Source organism: Listeria valentina (assembly GCF_011800755.1).
GTDB lineage: Bacteria > Bacillota > Bacilli > Lactobacillales > Listeriaceae > Listeria > Listeria valentina.
This window is the reverse complement of sequence record NZ_JAATJW010000057.1, coordinates 1-14,974: the sequence shown is the minus strand read 5'-3', so window position 1 is coordinate 14,974 and position 14,974 is coordinate 1. Positions and strand designations below refer to the sequence as shown.

The following is a 14,974-nucleotide window of genomic DNA, read 5'->3' as shown; positions in this document are numbered from 1 at the left end:
TAGTTCAGTGCGCTCAAAAATTAGTTTTTCCTTGAAAATAATTTAAAAGTTCAGCTTGACTTATTACCACTAGACTTTTTATGGTTTGGAAGATTTCTTGCGGAGCGTTTTCTTGTGTGAGATCAAAGTTTAAAATTTTTACGTCGATTTTAAATTTTTTCTGATATTTCGCTTTCATCTTTTCTAATTTTTCTTTAGAACGTGCGACTAAAACTAAGTTTTCTTTTTGGCTAGCATAATAAGTTGAAAATGCCTCGCCAATACCTGATGAAGCACCAGTAATGAGTGTATAACGATTCATAAGAATACCACCTTTTTTATTAATGTCTAGACATGAATGTCTAGACATTAATTATAGGGGATTCTCTCAAAATTGCAAGTCTTTTTTGAAAAATAGGAGAAAAGAAGATCTATTTTCTTGATTTGAGCAATTTTTACTCAAAGTCCACCACAACAAACTTTTGCCTAAACAAAAATTCCTTTTAGCGGCTTGCTTTGCTATAATAAGATTAAATCAAGCATATTAGGGTGAGCGCATTTTGAAGGAACCAACAGAAAAGTTAAAGTGGATCACATTGAACTATGTATATGATCCCAATTTTTATTTCGTTAACTTCCAAGAGGAGCGGTTTGATGCGCTAAAAAATTACGATAAAAACTTTCCTTCTCGTAATGAACTCTTACATACGATTTACTGGCTAGAGTGGAAAGGTTTTGTGATTCGCAAACAACCGTTTATTAAATCCAAGAAAACGTATTTGATTACGGACAAGGGGAAATTATTGTATTGGCAACTCGAACGAATGGGGTTTCAAAAAGATTTTTGAGGGGAAATGGTGTGGGAGAAGCTAGCTTTCTGCTTTTTTATATCTCTCCAAATTATCGCGTGGGCGACAATTTGGAGAGATTTTTTATCTGTTTTTTCCAATCACGATGGTGGTGTAACTGTTTACGGTCAGCAGATAATAAATGATATACATGATCGTGTAGCTAACCGTTGAAACGAAAACAGGGAAGGTGAGATCAACCTCAAGCAATTTAGCAAGACAAAGCAGTGCTACGTTGCTATGAGCAATTCCGAGTACAAGGGGAATCAAGAAGATAACCAGAATTTGCCTTGCGATACTGAAACGGATTTCTTTGCGAGTTACGCCGATTTTTTTGAGTATCTCATAAGTCTCACGGTCATTATAAGCTTCTGTTAGTTGTTTGAAATAAATAATACTACCGGTTGCAGCGAGAAAGACAAGACCAATGAACATACCAATAAACATGAGTACGCCAGAGGTATTCATCATTGTGCGGTAAATGGCTGGATAGCTTAGCAAAGAGTCTCTTTCTGGAAAGCGTTTATCCATTCGTTCGCTTATCGTTTCTGCAGTTTTTGCATCACGCACGTTAATCGAAACAACTTCTCTCATTGGCTTTATATTTAATTGGGTAAGTACTTCATCAGGTAAAATCACCGTGGCAGAATATAAAGATTGAATTACAATTTGGTTACTATAGTGAATAGTGAAACCAACTGTTTTATCACTCAATTTAAATTTTAAGTTTTTGGGTTCACGACTAAGTGTTTCATTATCAAGATTAAAATAAGAAGGATACGTGATTAGCGCTTCACCAGGTTTAAAAGTAGGCGGTGTGCGTTTAGGATAAATATCCTTATAGAGTCGCGTATAGTCTGTTTGACTAATAGCCAGATAATTTTTCCCATCAAATGAAAGAACAGGTGGAATTTTTTTATCTGTTGTAATTGGATGTATTTCATAAACGGATGTCTCTTGTTGGAACGTGACAGGGTGCGTGAGATCTGAATGTGCAGCAGCGATTATTTTTTTTGCTATTTCATCGTCTTCAGGCTTGGTATATTCAAATGCGGTTATAATTTCGTTTTTAGCAGTTTGGTTTGCATTGTAATAGAGACTTCCCAATGCGCCGATTGCAGATATCGTAATCGCACTCAGTATCGCGATGATTGACAGCGTTTTCGTGTTTGAAAGAATTCGAGAAGATAGTTGCGAATTGGTTATGAGATTCATTCCACGATAGAAAGAGTGCTTCGCGATCCGAACTTTTTTTAGTAAGTAAGGTAAGAAAAAAGCAATGAACAAAGCCGTACCAAGAATTGTGAGAAATAAAATTAAAATGACAGTGTAGCCAAGTCCAATTCTTGCCCAAATGGAATTTTCAGTTCCAAGTGGTTGTAAGGCGATGAAATACCCTAAACCAATTAGACTAAGCGATAAAATTGATAGAAATAGAGAAGGTTTTAGTGCTTTTTCGCGTTTTCGCTCTGAATAGAACAAATCAAGCAACGAGTGCTGATAGATAATCTGAAAGCCTAGGAGTGAAGTGAAAAAAGTGATAAGTACAAAGATAATGCTAGTATTGATAACGGCGTCCCAAGAAAATACAAAGGTGCTTAAAACACGGTCATCCATCATGTTAAGCAAGATGGCGACAAAAAGTTTGGATAAAAAGCTTCCTAAGATGATGCCAACGATCAAAGCGCCGATTCCCATGATGAAATTTTCATAAAAAAGCATTCGCCCAATTTGTCCTTTTCGAAGGCCTAACAAGGAATAAAGACCAATTTCTTTTTTTCGTCTACGCATGAAAAAATTATTTGAAAATAAAATAAAGATCGCAATAAAAGCAAGTAGAATAATAGAAGCAGCTGAAAAAACCACGCTAAGCTTATCCGAACGATTAATGCGATGAGCAATCGTTGGGTCTTTCGAAAGCATGACAAACATGTAGTAAATCATAATGGAAAAACTCATCGAAGCAAAGTAAAGAAAATAATGAATGAAATTATGTTTGACATTTTTTTTGGCAAGATCAAATAATGTCATTCACATTGCCTCCAAGTTTTGCTAAGATATCCAAAATCTTTTGAAAGAATTCTTTACGAGATTTAGAGCCTCGATAAATTTCAGTATAAATCTCGCCATCTGTAATAAACAAAATGCGTTTACAAAAGCTAGCTGCAAAAGCATCATGTGTTACCATGAGAATGGTTGCCTTTTCGTTTTCATTAAGGTCTCGCAGGCTTTCCAGTAAATCAGCAGCGGATTTGGAATCCAGTGCCCCTGTGGGTTCATCTGCAAAAATAAGACGTGGATTCGCGATGATTGCTCGGCTCGCGGCAGTGCGCTGTTTTTGCCCTCCAGAAACCTCAGTTGGATATTTATCTAAAATAGAACGAATGGAAAAAACATCACTAATTCGCTCAACGGCTGCTTCAATTTCAGCTACTGGTCGTTTTTCAAGCGCGAGTGGTAAAATAATATTTTCTCGAATCGAGAGCGTATCAAGCAAATTATAATCTTGGAAAATAAAACCAAGTTGTTCTCGTCTGAAAAGAGACATTTCTTGTTCATTCATCTCTTCCAGATCATGGCCAGCAATTTTCACTTCGCCAGATGTAGGATTATCGATTGTCGAGAGGACATTCAGCAAAGTTGACTTTCCAGCACCAGAAGGACCCATGATTCCAACAAATTCGCCTTCGTATATCTCTAGACTGATGTTAGAAAGCGCAGTATAGACATTTCCTTTACTTCCGTACACTTTGCGAACATGTTTGGTTTCTAAAACGGGTTCCATAACTCTTCCTCCTTTAAAATACTCCACCTTTAGTTTACGATAAATAGGACAAATTTGCCTGCTTACAAGATGACAAAATAGCTAATCAGCCTTACAAATTCGTCATCTTAGGACAAAGAAGTTGCAACGGCTCTATTGTAGCGTAAAAAAGAACCGTCTGGCAATGCCTAACTAGGCTCGGCAAAATACATAAAAACAGGCAAGTCCCACTGCGGGTTCTTGCCTGTTTGATTTTAGATTCTAAAGAAAGCTTCAATTTCTTCCAGTGGAAGGAGGTTGCCCACGAAAAAAGCACCAAACTCGCCGAAACGTGCACTTGTTTCATCAAAACGCATTTCTGTGACGATTCGCTTGAAGTCTAGCGCGTCATCTGCAAATAAAGTGACGCCCCATTCATAATCATCTAAACCGATTGAACCGCCGATGATTTGGCTAACTTTACCCGCATAAGTTCGACCGATTGAACCGTGATCACGAATCATCCGACGACGCTCTTCCATGTCGAGCATATACCAGTTATCGTTGCCTTCGCGTTTTTTGTTCATTGGGTAGAAACAAATATGTTTTTTTGGCGGTAACTCTGGATAAAGCCTAGCACGAACATGCTTGTTTTCGTAAGGATTTTCGTCACCAGCCATATGTGCCGCTAAATAATTGCTTAATTCCACAACCGAAACATACGAATAAGTTGGAATTAAGAAATCCGCAATTTCGAGTTTGTTAAAGCGATTTTCAATTGCATTGATATCTTCAAGTGTTGGGCGAAGCAAGAAAAAGACAAAATCTGCTTTTTGACCAACGATCGAGTAAAAAGTTTGCTCGCCTTCACCAATATTTTTCGTTAATTCAAGTTCGGAAAGAAATTTACTAAATTCCGTTAAAATCCGCGACCGTTCTGCTTCCGAAAGTTCGCGCCAGCTCGTCCAATCTACCGAGCGAAAATCATGTAGGCAGTACCAGCCGTCTAGCGTTTTTACAGCTTCATTCATGTCGAACACTCCTTTATGTATCTTATTTCACTTAACGTTAATTTTATCACACTTCAAGGGCAAAAGTCTTTTTTCATGAACTGGAACCCGCGGTCAGGCTACTGGAATGAAAAAGGCTAAGCAAAACTGTGCGCATAAAAAAACTCCCCCGAAGAGGAGCCTAAAAATTAATGGTGAAGAGGAGGTGTTGAAGCGATCGCTGTAATATTTCCATCAATGGTCCAGTCGGTCACCTCATAAGGTAAAATAAAGTGATCTCCTTTTTGGATTCGTTCCGATTTCCCGTGAACGATCAGTTCCGCCTCGCCATCTAAAATACTGACAAGCGTGTAAGGCGCCGTTTTTTCAAAGGAAGCCTTGCCATTTATTTCCCATTTATACACACTGAAAAATGAATTGGAAACAAAAGTGGTAATCTTAGCGTGATCTCGTTCAACCGTTTGGATATCTAATTTGGCATCCACATGTGGAATAGTCGTGACATCAATGGCCTTTTCAAGATGGAGCTCGCGTTTATTTCCATCTTTATCCGTACGATCATAGTCATACACGCGATAAGTCGTATCTGAACTTTGTTGGGTCTCTAAAACAAGCGTCCCGGTTCCAAGCGCATGAATCGTCCCACTTGGCACATAATAAAAGTCTCCCGGCTTAATTTTCACTTTGCGAAGTAATTTATCCCATTCCCCGTTTTGAACCATCTCAGTAAATGCTTCTTTTGATTCCGCATTGTGGCCATAAACAATTTCCGCATCTTCAGCGCAGTCGATAATATACCAACATTCCGTTTTCCCAAGTTCGCCATTTTCATGCACCTTCGCGTAAGCATCATCGGGATGCACTTGCACAGAAAGATCCGTATTGGCATCTAAAATTTTAGTTAGAAGTGGAAAAACAGCTTCACTTGGATTCCCAAAAAGCTCCGGATGCGTTTTCCAAAGTTCATCCAAAGTTTCTCCTTGATACGTTCCATTTTTTATCGTAGAAGGACCATTTGGATGAGCCGAAATGGCCCAATCTTCTCCCGTTTTATCCGTTGGAATTTGATATCCAAAATAATCATGCAACTTCGTGCCGCCCCAAATGCGTTCCTGAAAAACTGGTTTCAAAAATAATGCTTCCTTTTCCATCGCTAAACCTCCAAAGTTGAGCATTTAAAGCTCATTTTCGAATAAAAGTATATACTAACTTTCACAAAAAAGCTACTTGGAACCCTTTAAGAATCCCTGCTTTCTCAAAAAATCCGTAATCCCATGATAGTAAGGTTTATCATAAAAATTGGCCATTCGTTCGGTGTAGCTCATTCCGCCTTCTCGTTTCGAATATGGAATGATTGTTTCATCATAAGCTTCGAGAAGCGGCAACGTATCAGATTGATAGACTTCCTCGAAATAAACCGCTTCTTTAGGTAAGCGCGGCTTTACAGGCGGATCTTGGTCGGGAACCCCGATGCAAAGTCCGACAATTGGAATGGTCATCTCAGGAAGGCCAAGAAATTCTGCTACTTCTGAAATATGGCGCCGAATCCCACCAATACAAACAGTTCCGTATCCCAAGCTTTCAGCAGCCGTTAGTGCATTTTGACAAGCAAGTCCAATATCCACAGAAGCAATCAACAATAGATCTTCTTCGGACTTTGTTGTGAAATATTTTTGATGTTTTTCACTAGCAAGTTCAACACGATAAAAATCCCCAACAAAAACCAAAAAAACGGAACAATCGGCAACATATGGATTTTTCGTATACTCCGCTAGTTTTTGCTTGCGAGCTTTATCTTTTACACCAATAATTGAATAATGTTGCCCATTGATCCAAGAAGGCGCACTTTGCGCAGCTCGAATAATTTGATCAAGCTTTTCTTCAGGAATAGGTGCATCCGTTTTATAAGAACGAATGGAACGATGGTTTATCATTTGATTAATAACTGGATTCAAAGCTAGTCACCTCATCTACTTATTTTCTTTAAGTATAGCGTTTTTTCATCCGCCTGTTAATTAAGTTACTTGAAAAAAACGGTTGATTTTTCTAAACTAGAAAAGAGAAGAGGTGCTCGTATGGAAATGAATCCGCAAGAAAAAGACCGAAATTGGTTAAATGAAACATTTTTTACAACAGAAGAAGCTGCAGCGTTTTTAGGCATTTCCAAGCAAGCGCTTCTGTCACTGGCTAAGCGCAACAAGATCGCAAGCAGCAAGAAGGGGAAAATGATGCTCTTTCACCGAATTGATTTGGAAGCTCGGCGAGAAAGGCAAACGGCTCTTCGTGACAAATACCGTCCTTATGATAAATAAACCGGAATTTCGCTTTGAGCGAAATTCCGGTTTTTGGCTTATTTTAGATGATCAGGGAGAGTTGTTTCATGTTCACAAGTCTCTTCAAGTTCGCATGCGGCACACTTGCCTTTCTTGCTTCGTTTTATATAGCGAATGAGCGCATAGACCGTGTATCCAAAAATCAGTGTGCCAAGAAAGAGATTTAGTAAAAGAGTAAGCATTTTTGTCGTCCTTTCTTAGAAAAATAAACGTCCTACTTGGTAAAAAATCAGCGTGAGCACGTAAGCTGTTGCAAGCGGATAAATGACCGCAAAAATGGTCCATTTCCAAGAAGAAGTTTCTTTTCGGATCGCCGCAACGGTAGCGAGGCAAGGAATATAAAGTAAAATAAATAACATAAAAGCGTAAGCGGATAGCGGCGTATAAAACTGTGTGACGATTTGCGTTAAGCTATTTTCGCTCACTGAATAGATAATGGCCATGGTGGAGATAATGACTTCTTTTGCAAGAAAACCCGGAATTAATGTGGCTCCAGCTTGCCAAGTTCCAAAACCTAGTGGTGCAAGAAGCGGTGCGATAAACCCGCCGATTTTAGCTAGAAAACTTTCACCCATCGGCACGTCAAAACCACTAGGGCCCGCATAGTTAAGCAACCAAATCAGTACGGAACCTGCAAAGATAAAGGTACCTGCTTTTTTCAGAAATCCTTTCCCTTTTTCCCAAGTACTTCGCCACAAAGTGCGAAGCGAAGGGATGCGGTAAGGGGGAAGCTCGACTACGAATACGGAGTTTTCATTTTTTAAAATCGTTTTGGATAGAATCTTAGTCACGAGAAGCGCCATGATGATTCCGATGACATAAAGCGACAAGACAACAAGCGCTTGGTATTTGGCGAAGAAAACACCTGCGAATAACGCATAAACAGGCAGTCGCGCAGAACAAGACATAAAGGGTGTAATCAAAATGGTAATCATGCGTTCCTTGGATTCTTCGATAGAACGAGCAGCCATGATCCCTGGCACATTACAACCAAATCCGATAATCATCGGGATGAAGGATTTTCCGTTTAACCCGAATAGCTCCATGATTCGGTCCATGACAACGGCGATACGCGCCATATAACCTGAATCTTCCAATAATGAAATAAAAAAGAAGATAATCAGGATTTGAGGAATAAAGACAAGCACGCCACCAACACCAGCAATGATACCATCCGTTACAAGTTTGACTAAGAAATCAACCACTCCGATCGAAGTAAGGAAGTTTGCGACGCCTTCTTTGAAAGGTCCATTAATGAGACCATCAAGCCAGTCAGAAATAGGCGTTCCGACCCAAGCAAAAGTGGTTTGAAAAACAAGCCACATGATCGCAAGAAAAATTGGGATACCAAGAAAACGATGCGTCACAATTTTATCGAGCTTATCGGAAAAAGGAAGGTGCGCTTTTTTAGTATAGCTAACCGCTTCGAGCGTGATATCAGCAATAAAAGCAGAACGAACTTTATGAATATGTTCTGCAAGCGACACGCCTAGTTTTTGTTCCGCATCGAGGCGAATTTGTTCCGCTTGTTGATAGAAAGCTTCTTCTTGCAATTTTTCATGAATAACGGGATTTTGACTTAAAAATTGAAGAGCGAGCCAGCGCCGTTCTTTTTTTACGCGAATTTGAGCGAATAACTGAGAAAGTTCAGAAATAGCTTCATCCACTAAATCTCCATATTCTAAAAGAAGCGCTTTTTGAGGAGCGGGATGCGTTTCTGTAAGTGCCGCAAGCAAATCGTCTGTCCCTTTGCCAGCACGTGCAATCACAGGAAGAACAGGAATTTTAAGTATCCGCGCAAGACGAGGAATATCAATCTTAATGCCTCGCGAAAGAGCCACATCCACCATATTAAGTCCCATCACAACCGGAGCTCCGTATTCGAGCAATTCCACCGTCAAATTCAAATTGCGTTCAATTTGCGAAGCATCCACAATATTGAGTATCGAATCAAACGACTCTTCATATAAAAAACGTGCAACGACACTTTCATCACGTGAAATCGGGTTTAAATCATAAACGCCGGGTAAATCGACGAGTTTTCCTTTTTTCTCACGAAGTGTACCCACTTTTTTCTCAACCGTGACGCCGCTCCAGTTGCCAACGTATTCATAAGAACCCGTGAGCGCATTAAATAACGACGTTTTTCCCGTGTTAGGGTTACCGAGCAAACAGTATCTGCTATTTTCCATGCAGTTCTACCATGATTTCGCAGGCATCACAATTTCTGATACTGATGTGTTGGCCCTTTGTTTCAAAAGTACAGGGACCGCGGAAAAAGCCTTTTTGTTTGATACAAAGTTCACAACCCTCAACACACCCAAGTGCGAGAAGCCGTTTTTTAAGCAAGTCACTCGAGATATTTAAATGTGTGATCGTCACATGATCGCCAACAGCTGCTTCGTTCAGTTGCATATCTTTTCCTCCTATGTTGCCTATCTACTGAGAATCATTATCAGTCAAGTTCATTTTATCACGAAAGTCGCAAAAGATGAAGAATTTTTATAGAGATTTTGAAAAAATAGTAGAAACCCTGATTGGACAAGAACTGAAAGAGAGGCTACAACAATTTGTGCCACTAAAAAAACTGCGCCGTCCGAAGACCACGCAGTTTTTACTAAGCTATCCTTATTCTTCTTGAATCACTTTAATTTCGCCTTTGGTTGTTTTTAACTCGACTCGAGCATTTTTTTGTTTGGTTTGCCAGTGAAAATCGGACTGAACAGAACCAAGTGGGGCGTTGATCGTAATAGGCTGTTTTTGATAATCCTTATTTAAAGTCAGTTTAATCAAACCGCTTTTACTTTGCACATCCATTTTTTGCATCAAATGAGTCTGCCCAACAATGATGATGCCATCCTCAGTGCGCACAATTTGATCGCCGTAATTATTACGTAAGATGCTTTTCCCTTTTTTGGTACTTAGAAGAAGCTTACCGTGTAGCCCTTGAATCACTTCTGTTCCTTTGCTTGAATTAACGGTTAGCTGATCCAAATGAGAGTCCGTTGTGATCACTTTTCCTGAGAGGTTAAGAATTTCGCCTTTGGTGCCTTTATGGCGATGAACCTGAGACATCCCTGACTGATTTTGTACCGTAAATTTGCCAGATGAATCTTTCAGAAATTGATCGCCAGTTTTAGCAAACATCGAGATATTGCTATCCCAGTAACTTAAATTGGTCAAACTCTTATCCGTGTCAATTTCAGTTTCATCAAACTGACCACGAGAGCCAACTACTTCTCCGTCATAAAGCGTAATCGCCAGTTTTTCGCCTTGTACATTATCTAAGCGCACATTAGCTTTATTTAAATCTACTTTCAATTTTCCAAGCGAGACGCTTTCAGGAATCCATAACGTCACTTTTTGAACGCCGTAGTGCGGGTGATGCCATTTTTCAAGCCAAGTGTGATTCGTTCCGATCGTTAAGTGAAAGGCATCTTTTGTTCCTTTGATCGCTTTCAGTTCTTTCGTTTCAGCTTTTGCCATTTTTCCTTCTATTTGAAGGCTAACTTTATTATCTAAAGTTTGCTTAACACGCAAATCTATATCTTTTTCACTAGTTATCTGCAGATTTTTAATTTGATTTGCTGAAAGAATCCACTCTTTATGATAGCTTTGTCCAATATCCTGACTATTTTTGGCTACGAAACAGATTATTAAGCCAATAAACCCAACAAAAATAAGTATAAATGCTATTCCAAATTGTTTTTTCATGAAAATCTTCCTTTTCGAGTAAGATAGAATTTGTAGAGAATTTTAAGCACTAAAAAGGCTAAGTAGCTGATTCCTGCGCAAAGGAGTGCCATAAAAATTTGAAAAACATGAATTTGCTGGAACAAAATAACGTCAATTCCGAGAAAAACAATACTTGCAATTCCCCCTAAAAAGAAAAGCAGGAGGAGACAAGCTAGAAAAGCAAACCATAAAGAGGTGCTTGTTCGCTTTAACCAGCCCAGTCTTGCCATCCGTTTATAAGCCTTTTTTTCAATTTTTTCTTCACTACTTGCTTCTATAAAAGCACCCGCGATTTGAGCTGGAGAACCAATTTCTTGGCGAATCGTTTCTTCGCTTTTTTCTTCTAATAAGGCATTAGTTAAATATTCATCATAGTATTGTAGAAGCTCTTCACGTTCTTCTTTTGGAAGCCCCGAAGCAGCTTTATCCAATTCTTTTAAAAATTTTTGCTTATCCATGTTGATCAGCTTCCTCTCGTAAGTCTTGAAAACTTGTAACAAAATGGTCCCATTCTTGAAGCATATCTTGCAAATAAACTCTACCAGTATTTGTAATATGGTAATACTTTCTTGAAGGACCGTTCGGTGACTCTTGCAAATAAGTCGAACAAAACCCGTCTTTTACAAGTCGTCGCAAAGAAGGATACAGCGCACCTTCAGTAATCGGGATGTGTTTGTTTACTTTTTGTGTGAGGTCGTACCCGTATTGATCACTGTATTGCAATAAGTACAACACGCAAATGTCTAAAACGCCTTTTTTAAATTGAGCGGTTGGACGCATTCTTTATTCCTCCTGCGAAATACTATTCATTTTTTTATATTAGTTTAAGTAGGTATAAGTATAGCATTATCAATGCTTTAAGGCAATTGCTAATTCACTATTATAAAAAAAATAGTAGAAAAAGGTTGACGTTTTTAAGAGTTCAAGTTATAGTTAATTTAGCTAGTATAGATAAAACAATACTATGCAAACTATAAAACCATAAAGGAGAAATACAATTATGAACAAACTAGTTAAGGTTACAGCAGCAACAGGGCTAGCTCTTACAATGGGGGTAGCAACACTTGCACCAGTAGTATCGGAAGCAGCAAGCGTAGAAGGGAACGTTATTTATCAAGACGCTTACAAAACAATCAAGACTTTCAGCAAATCTGATTTGCAAACACTAACAGGCGTTTCACTAACTGCAGGAAATGTGGACAAGGTTTACAACAAATTGACAGAGGCTGCAACTTGGGCAGATGCGGGTTATACAAACGCTCAAGCATCGAAAATTGCACAACGCGTTAGCGCTTATACGAATCAATTAAAAGGAATCTTGCGTGAGATTGCGGCAAAAGACAATGTGAGCTTGAAAGTAATTTATCTAGATAAAACTTGGAACGAGCAAATTAACTTTGGTTCTGAGTACACTGGCGGAAACGTGGTAGATGAAGACAACAATGATAACGGAACAATTGTTGAACCAGGCGATGACACAGAAGATAACTCTGGTAACAACAATGAATCTGTTAAGCCTTCTACAGGAAAATTAGCAGTTAAAGATCTTGATGTTGAAATTGAGTATAAAAACTTTGATGTTGAATTACAATATGAAGTGAAGAAAAATGGTAAAGTAGAAGCAGAATATGAAAATGAATTCACTGGTGAAAAAGTGAAAGGTGCGAAAGCGCAAAGTATCATTGAAGGAATTTTTGCTGACTTCGATATGAATTCAACAAACAAAAATCAAATTGTAACTCACGTACTTGGCGAGCTTAAACTAAAAAACAACTTCAAGAAATTCCAATATGAAGTAGAATTCCCTAACAAATCCGAATTTGAATTTAAAATTAAATAAGCTATTCAATCTTTAAAATAGATACACGAATGAAAATGACTCGATTTAATCGATCGAGTCATTTTTTTTAAAAGGAGAAAAAATGAAAAAATTACTTATCATCAGTTTGCTTACTTGCTGTTTAGCATTCTCGTCTATACTCTCTTACCAATCTGCTTTTGCAGCAGGAAATCAAATGGCTACTTTAAAACCAAATAGTGAACTTGGTCCTGGCTATTATCCTACATCTGAGTCTCGAGAAGCGCGTGCTGTGACAAATACATCAGCCTTTTTAGCAAGCGTTAAGCAAGGGTCTATTAGTGGATGGGAAAAATATAAGATATTACCTTCTATTACAAGTGCGCAAGCTATTCTTGAAAGTGGATGGGGGAAATCTGAACTTGCAACACAAGCACATAATTTGTTTGGAGTAAAGGGAGATTTTAAGGGTCAGTATATTATGATGCCCACACTGGAATATCAAAATGGGAAATGGGTTAAAATTCAAGCTAAGTTTCGTAAATATCCTAATAAGAATATGAGCATGGAAGATCATGGCGAATTTTTACAGAAGTCACGTTACAAAAATATTGTTGGTGTAAAAGACTATCAATTGGTTGCAAAAAGATTACAGCAAGATGGTTACGCAACCGATCCACAATATGCAAATAAGTTGATTTCGCTAGTCAAGCAGTACAAACTGGATGCTTGGGATAAAGAAGCATTTAGTACTGAGCAGAGTTCAAATAGTATAAAAGCAAGTGTTGTGGACGGAGCCCCACTTCTACATAGCACAAATTTTAATGACAGAAATCCACTTCGAATGTGGCGAACGGGGACAAAAATTCAGGTAAGGAAATATTCTCCGTATTGGTATAAAACAAGTGTCCAAGTAAATGGAAAATGGGTAAATGGATATATTTATCATTCCATGGTAGTTGGGTTAAAGCCTGTTAAAGGAACAGATAAATTTTCTGGAACAGTGAAGGCTTTTTCGATTTGGTGGGATTCGACACGACTGAATGGGGGAAGTTTGTTTACTTATAATCCAAGAACTTCTTTACGCCATTACCCATCTAAAAATGGACTTAAAAGTGCATATTATCCAAATAGAAAAAAGGTGTTTTATACGCCAGACTATTGGTTAAAATAATTATAATTTAGGAGGAAAACATCATGAAAAGCAAGAAAAGAATGTGGCTTTTAGTATTAACAGCAGGAATCTTTTTTGGGATAGGTCAAACTGAGCCCGTCCAAGCAGCTCCACTTTCTAGTTTTTCAAAAGTTCAACAAGAGGCTATTCAAGCAAGAATTGATTCAATTCGTTCACGAGTAGAGTCAAAAGTAAAAGCAGTTCATACGGAAAAAGTGGCTGTGAAAAAACAGGAAGTCGCAAAAAAACAAGCAGAAGCAAAACAAATTGCTGAGCAAAAACGTGCGCAGATAGCTGCCGCTGAAAATAACAATCAAACGAAACAAGACAACTCATCTCGCAAGGAGAGTGCTCCATCGGTTGGTGGGAATCAAACTTCGAAAGGTTCCAGCCAAGCGTCTCAAGCGAAAAGTAGTGCTCCAAACAGCGGAGAGAGCTCTAATTCTGGGACAGATGCAACAACTAGCGCTAGTCAAAAAGGACGTGAAATTGGAGAGAAAAACCGAGAATACGGGGAAAAGTTGGGAGATCCTAACCTTTCAGATTCTGAACGTCAAAAAATCATCCAAGACAAGAAAAATTATAATCGAAGTCATCAATAGGAGGAGCAAATGAGAAAAGGTATTTTTTTCAGTATTTTATGTGCTTCGATTCTTCTGCTAGCCAGTTGTAGTCATCCGGAAAAGGCAGATCTATCGGCAAAAGCACTTGTAGATAGCTATATTTATCAAAAAGATGTTCCAGAATTGCAAGAAATTTATGGACTTGATGATACACGTATCCAAAAAGAAAATGAAAATGAATTTGTGACATCTGTTGAAAACAAGCTTAATGGAATTGACAAAGAAAAAATCTTGCAACTGAACCAAAAATTTATTGCGCATCTTAAGAAAACAACCAGTTATAAGGTTGATGTTGTTAAGGAAAGCAATAAAGAAGCTGTCGTTTCAGTTAAAGTGAAAGGGCTTGATTTAAACGACAAAGCGGTACAAGCAAAAACGGATGAACTGGTCAAAAATGTGGAGTCCAAAATCACGGCTGATAGCACAGATGAAGATATGAAAAAACTGGTTAATCAAACAAGCTTTGAAATGCTTGAGTACATGTATTTAAATAGTCCAGCTAAGAAAAAAGAAACCAAAGTGACGCTTCGCTTAAAACGTGATGATGATAATCACGAAAAATGGCAAATCGAAAACGAAACGGAATTCTTTGAAAAAATATACGCTGCATTTGGCTTGTAAGAGAAAGAAAGGGACTTAAATTGAAAAAGTCCCTCAGACTGTAGACAAAGTAGTGAAAAACTTTGTTTACAGTCTTTTTTTAGATATACTTGTGATAGAACATACATAAA

18 protein-coding genes are annotated in these 14,974 nt (G+C 38.3%); 6 read left to right on the top strand and 12 right to left on the bottom strand.

Annotation, left to right across the window (positions count from 1 at the left end):
• Nucleotides 1–13 precede the first annotated feature (13 nt).
• Nucleotides 14–301, bottom strand: coding sequence for an SDR family NAD(P)-dependent oxidoreductase (locus HCK02_RS11085; protein ID WP_167630176.1), 288 nt, complete (start codon nt 299–301; stop codon nt 14–16).
• Nucleotides 302–539: 238 nt separating this feature from the next.
• On the opposite strand from HCK02_RS11085, the gene HCK02_RS11080 reads away from it, so the two are divergent.
• A complete protein-coding gene (locus HCK02_RS11080; RefSeq protein ID WP_167630175.1) occupies nt 540–827 on the top strand; it encodes a DUF3116 family protein in 288 nt (95 codons plus the stop codon).
• Between the two features lie 84 nt (nt 828–911).
• On the opposite strand, the gene HCK02_RS11075 is transcribed toward HCK02_RS11080, so the two are convergent.
• The 5 genes from HCK02_RS11075 to HCK02_RS11055 form a co-directional block, all read right to left on the bottom strand.
• Nucleotides 912–2,858, bottom strand: a complete 1,947-nt coding sequence (locus tag HCK02_RS11075) for an ABC transporter permease (protein WP_167630174.1) — start codon at nt 2,856–2,858, stop codon at nt 912–914.
• Nucleotides 2,845–3,612: an ABC transporter ATP-binding protein gene (locus HCK02_RS11070; RefSeq protein ID WP_167630173.1), complete on the bottom strand. Its 768-nt coding sequence runs from the start codon at nt 3,610–3,612 to the stop codon at nt 2,845–2,847. Before HCK02_RS11070 ends, HCK02_RS11075 begins: the two co-directional genes overlap by 14 nt.
• A 233-nt stretch (nt 3,613–3,845) precedes the next feature.
• Entirely contained in the window at nt 3,846–4,601 is a 756-nt protein-coding gene (hemQ, locus tag HCK02_RS11065) for a hydrogen peroxide-dependent heme synthase (RefSeq protein ID WP_167630172.1), read from the bottom strand.
• Between the two features lie 167 nt (nt 4,602–4,768).
• Nucleotides 4,769–5,731: a mannose-6-phosphate isomerase, class I gene (manA, locus tag HCK02_RS11060; RefSeq protein WP_167630171.1), complete on the bottom strand. Its 963-nt coding sequence runs from the start codon at nt 5,729–5,731 to the stop codon at nt 4,769–4,771.
• Nucleotides 5,732–5,803: 72 nt separating this feature from the next.
• Nucleotides 5,804–6,535, bottom strand: a complete 732-nt coding sequence (locus HCK02_RS11055) for an NADPH-dependent oxidoreductase (RefSeq protein ID WP_167630170.1) — start codon at nt 6,533–6,535, stop codon at nt 5,804–5,806.
• A gap of 126 nt (nt 6,536–6,661) precedes the next feature.
• Here HCK02_RS11055 and HCK02_RS11050 point away from each other — a divergent pair, with 126 nt between their 5' ends.
• Nucleotides 6,662–6,892: a helix-turn-helix domain-containing protein gene (locus HCK02_RS11050; RefSeq protein WP_167630177.1), complete on the top strand. Its 231-nt coding sequence runs from the start codon at nt 6,662–6,664 to the stop codon at nt 6,890–6,892.
• Nucleotides 6,893–6,930: 38 nt separating this feature from the next.
• Here HCK02_RS11050 and HCK02_RS14055 read toward each other — a convergent pair whose 3' ends face one another.
• The 6 genes from HCK02_RS14055 to HCK02_RS11020 form a co-directional block, all read right to left on the bottom strand.
• Nucleotides 6,931–7,095, bottom strand: coding sequence for a FeoB-associated Cys-rich membrane protein (locus tag HCK02_RS14055; protein WP_167630169.1), 165 nt, complete (start codon nt 7,093–7,095; stop codon nt 6,931–6,933).
• 15 nt (nt 7,096–7,110) lie between these two features.
• Complete coding sequence (feoB, locus tag HCK02_RS11040) at nt 7,111–9,105, bottom strand: ferrous iron transport protein B (protein ID WP_167630168.1); 1,995 nt, start codon at nt 9,103–9,105, stop codon at nt 7,111–7,113.
• The gene (locus tag HCK02_RS11035) at nt 9,095–9,328 is read right to left on the bottom strand and encodes a FeoA family protein (RefSeq protein ID WP_115752802.1); all 234 of its coding nucleotides are present in this window, start codon (nt 9,326–9,328) and stop codon (nt 9,095–9,097) included. Before HCK02_RS11035 ends, feoB begins: the two co-directional genes overlap by 11 nt.
• A 213-nt stretch (nt 9,329–9,541) precedes the next feature.
• Nucleotides 9,542–10,627, bottom strand: a complete 1,086-nt coding sequence (locus HCK02_RS11030; protein WP_167630167.1) for a DUF4097 family beta strand repeat-containing protein — start codon at nt 10,625–10,627, stop codon at nt 9,542–9,544.
• Entirely contained in the window at nt 10,624–11,106 is a 483-nt protein-coding gene (locus HCK02_RS11025) for a DUF1700 domain-containing protein (RefSeq protein ID WP_167630166.1), read from the bottom strand. Before HCK02_RS11025 ends, HCK02_RS11030 begins: the two co-directional genes overlap by 4 nt.
• Nucleotides 11,099–11,428: a PadR family transcriptional regulator gene (locus HCK02_RS11020; protein WP_167630165.1), complete on the bottom strand. Its 330-nt coding sequence runs from the start codon at nt 11,426–11,428 to the stop codon at nt 11,099–11,101. The genes HCK02_RS11025 and HCK02_RS11020 overlap by 8 nt, the downstream gene beginning before the upstream one ends.
• 220 nt (nt 11,429–11,648) lie before the next feature.
• On the opposite strand from HCK02_RS11020, the gene HCK02_RS11015 reads away from it, so the two are divergent.
• The 4 genes from HCK02_RS11015 (at nt 11,649) to HCK02_RS11000 (ending at nt 14,864) form a co-directional block, all read left to right on the top strand.
• On the top strand, nt 11,649–12,488 hold the full coding sequence (locus HCK02_RS11015; protein WP_167630164.1) for a YusW family protein: 840 nt from the start codon (nt 11,649–11,651) through the stop codon (nt 12,486–12,488).
• An 82-nt stretch (nt 12,489–12,570) separates the two neighbouring features.
• A complete protein-coding gene (locus HCK02_RS11010; RefSeq protein ID WP_167630163.1) occupies nt 12,571–13,620 on the top strand; it encodes a glucosaminidase domain-containing protein in 1,050 nt (349 codons plus the stop codon).
• A gap of 23 nt (nt 13,621–13,643) precedes the next feature.
• Nucleotides 13,644–14,222 (top strand): hypothetical protein, encoded by a 579-nt coding sequence (locus HCK02_RS11005; RefSeq protein ID WP_167630162.1) that lies wholly within the window; start codon nt 13,644–13,646, stop codon nt 14,220–14,222.
• Between the two features lie 9 nt (nt 14,223–14,231).
• Entirely contained in the window at nt 14,232–14,864 is a 633-nt protein-coding gene (locus HCK02_RS11000; protein ID WP_167630161.1) for a DUF5105 domain-containing protein, read from the top strand.
• The last annotated feature ends 110 nt before the right edge of the window (nt 14,865–14,974 follow it).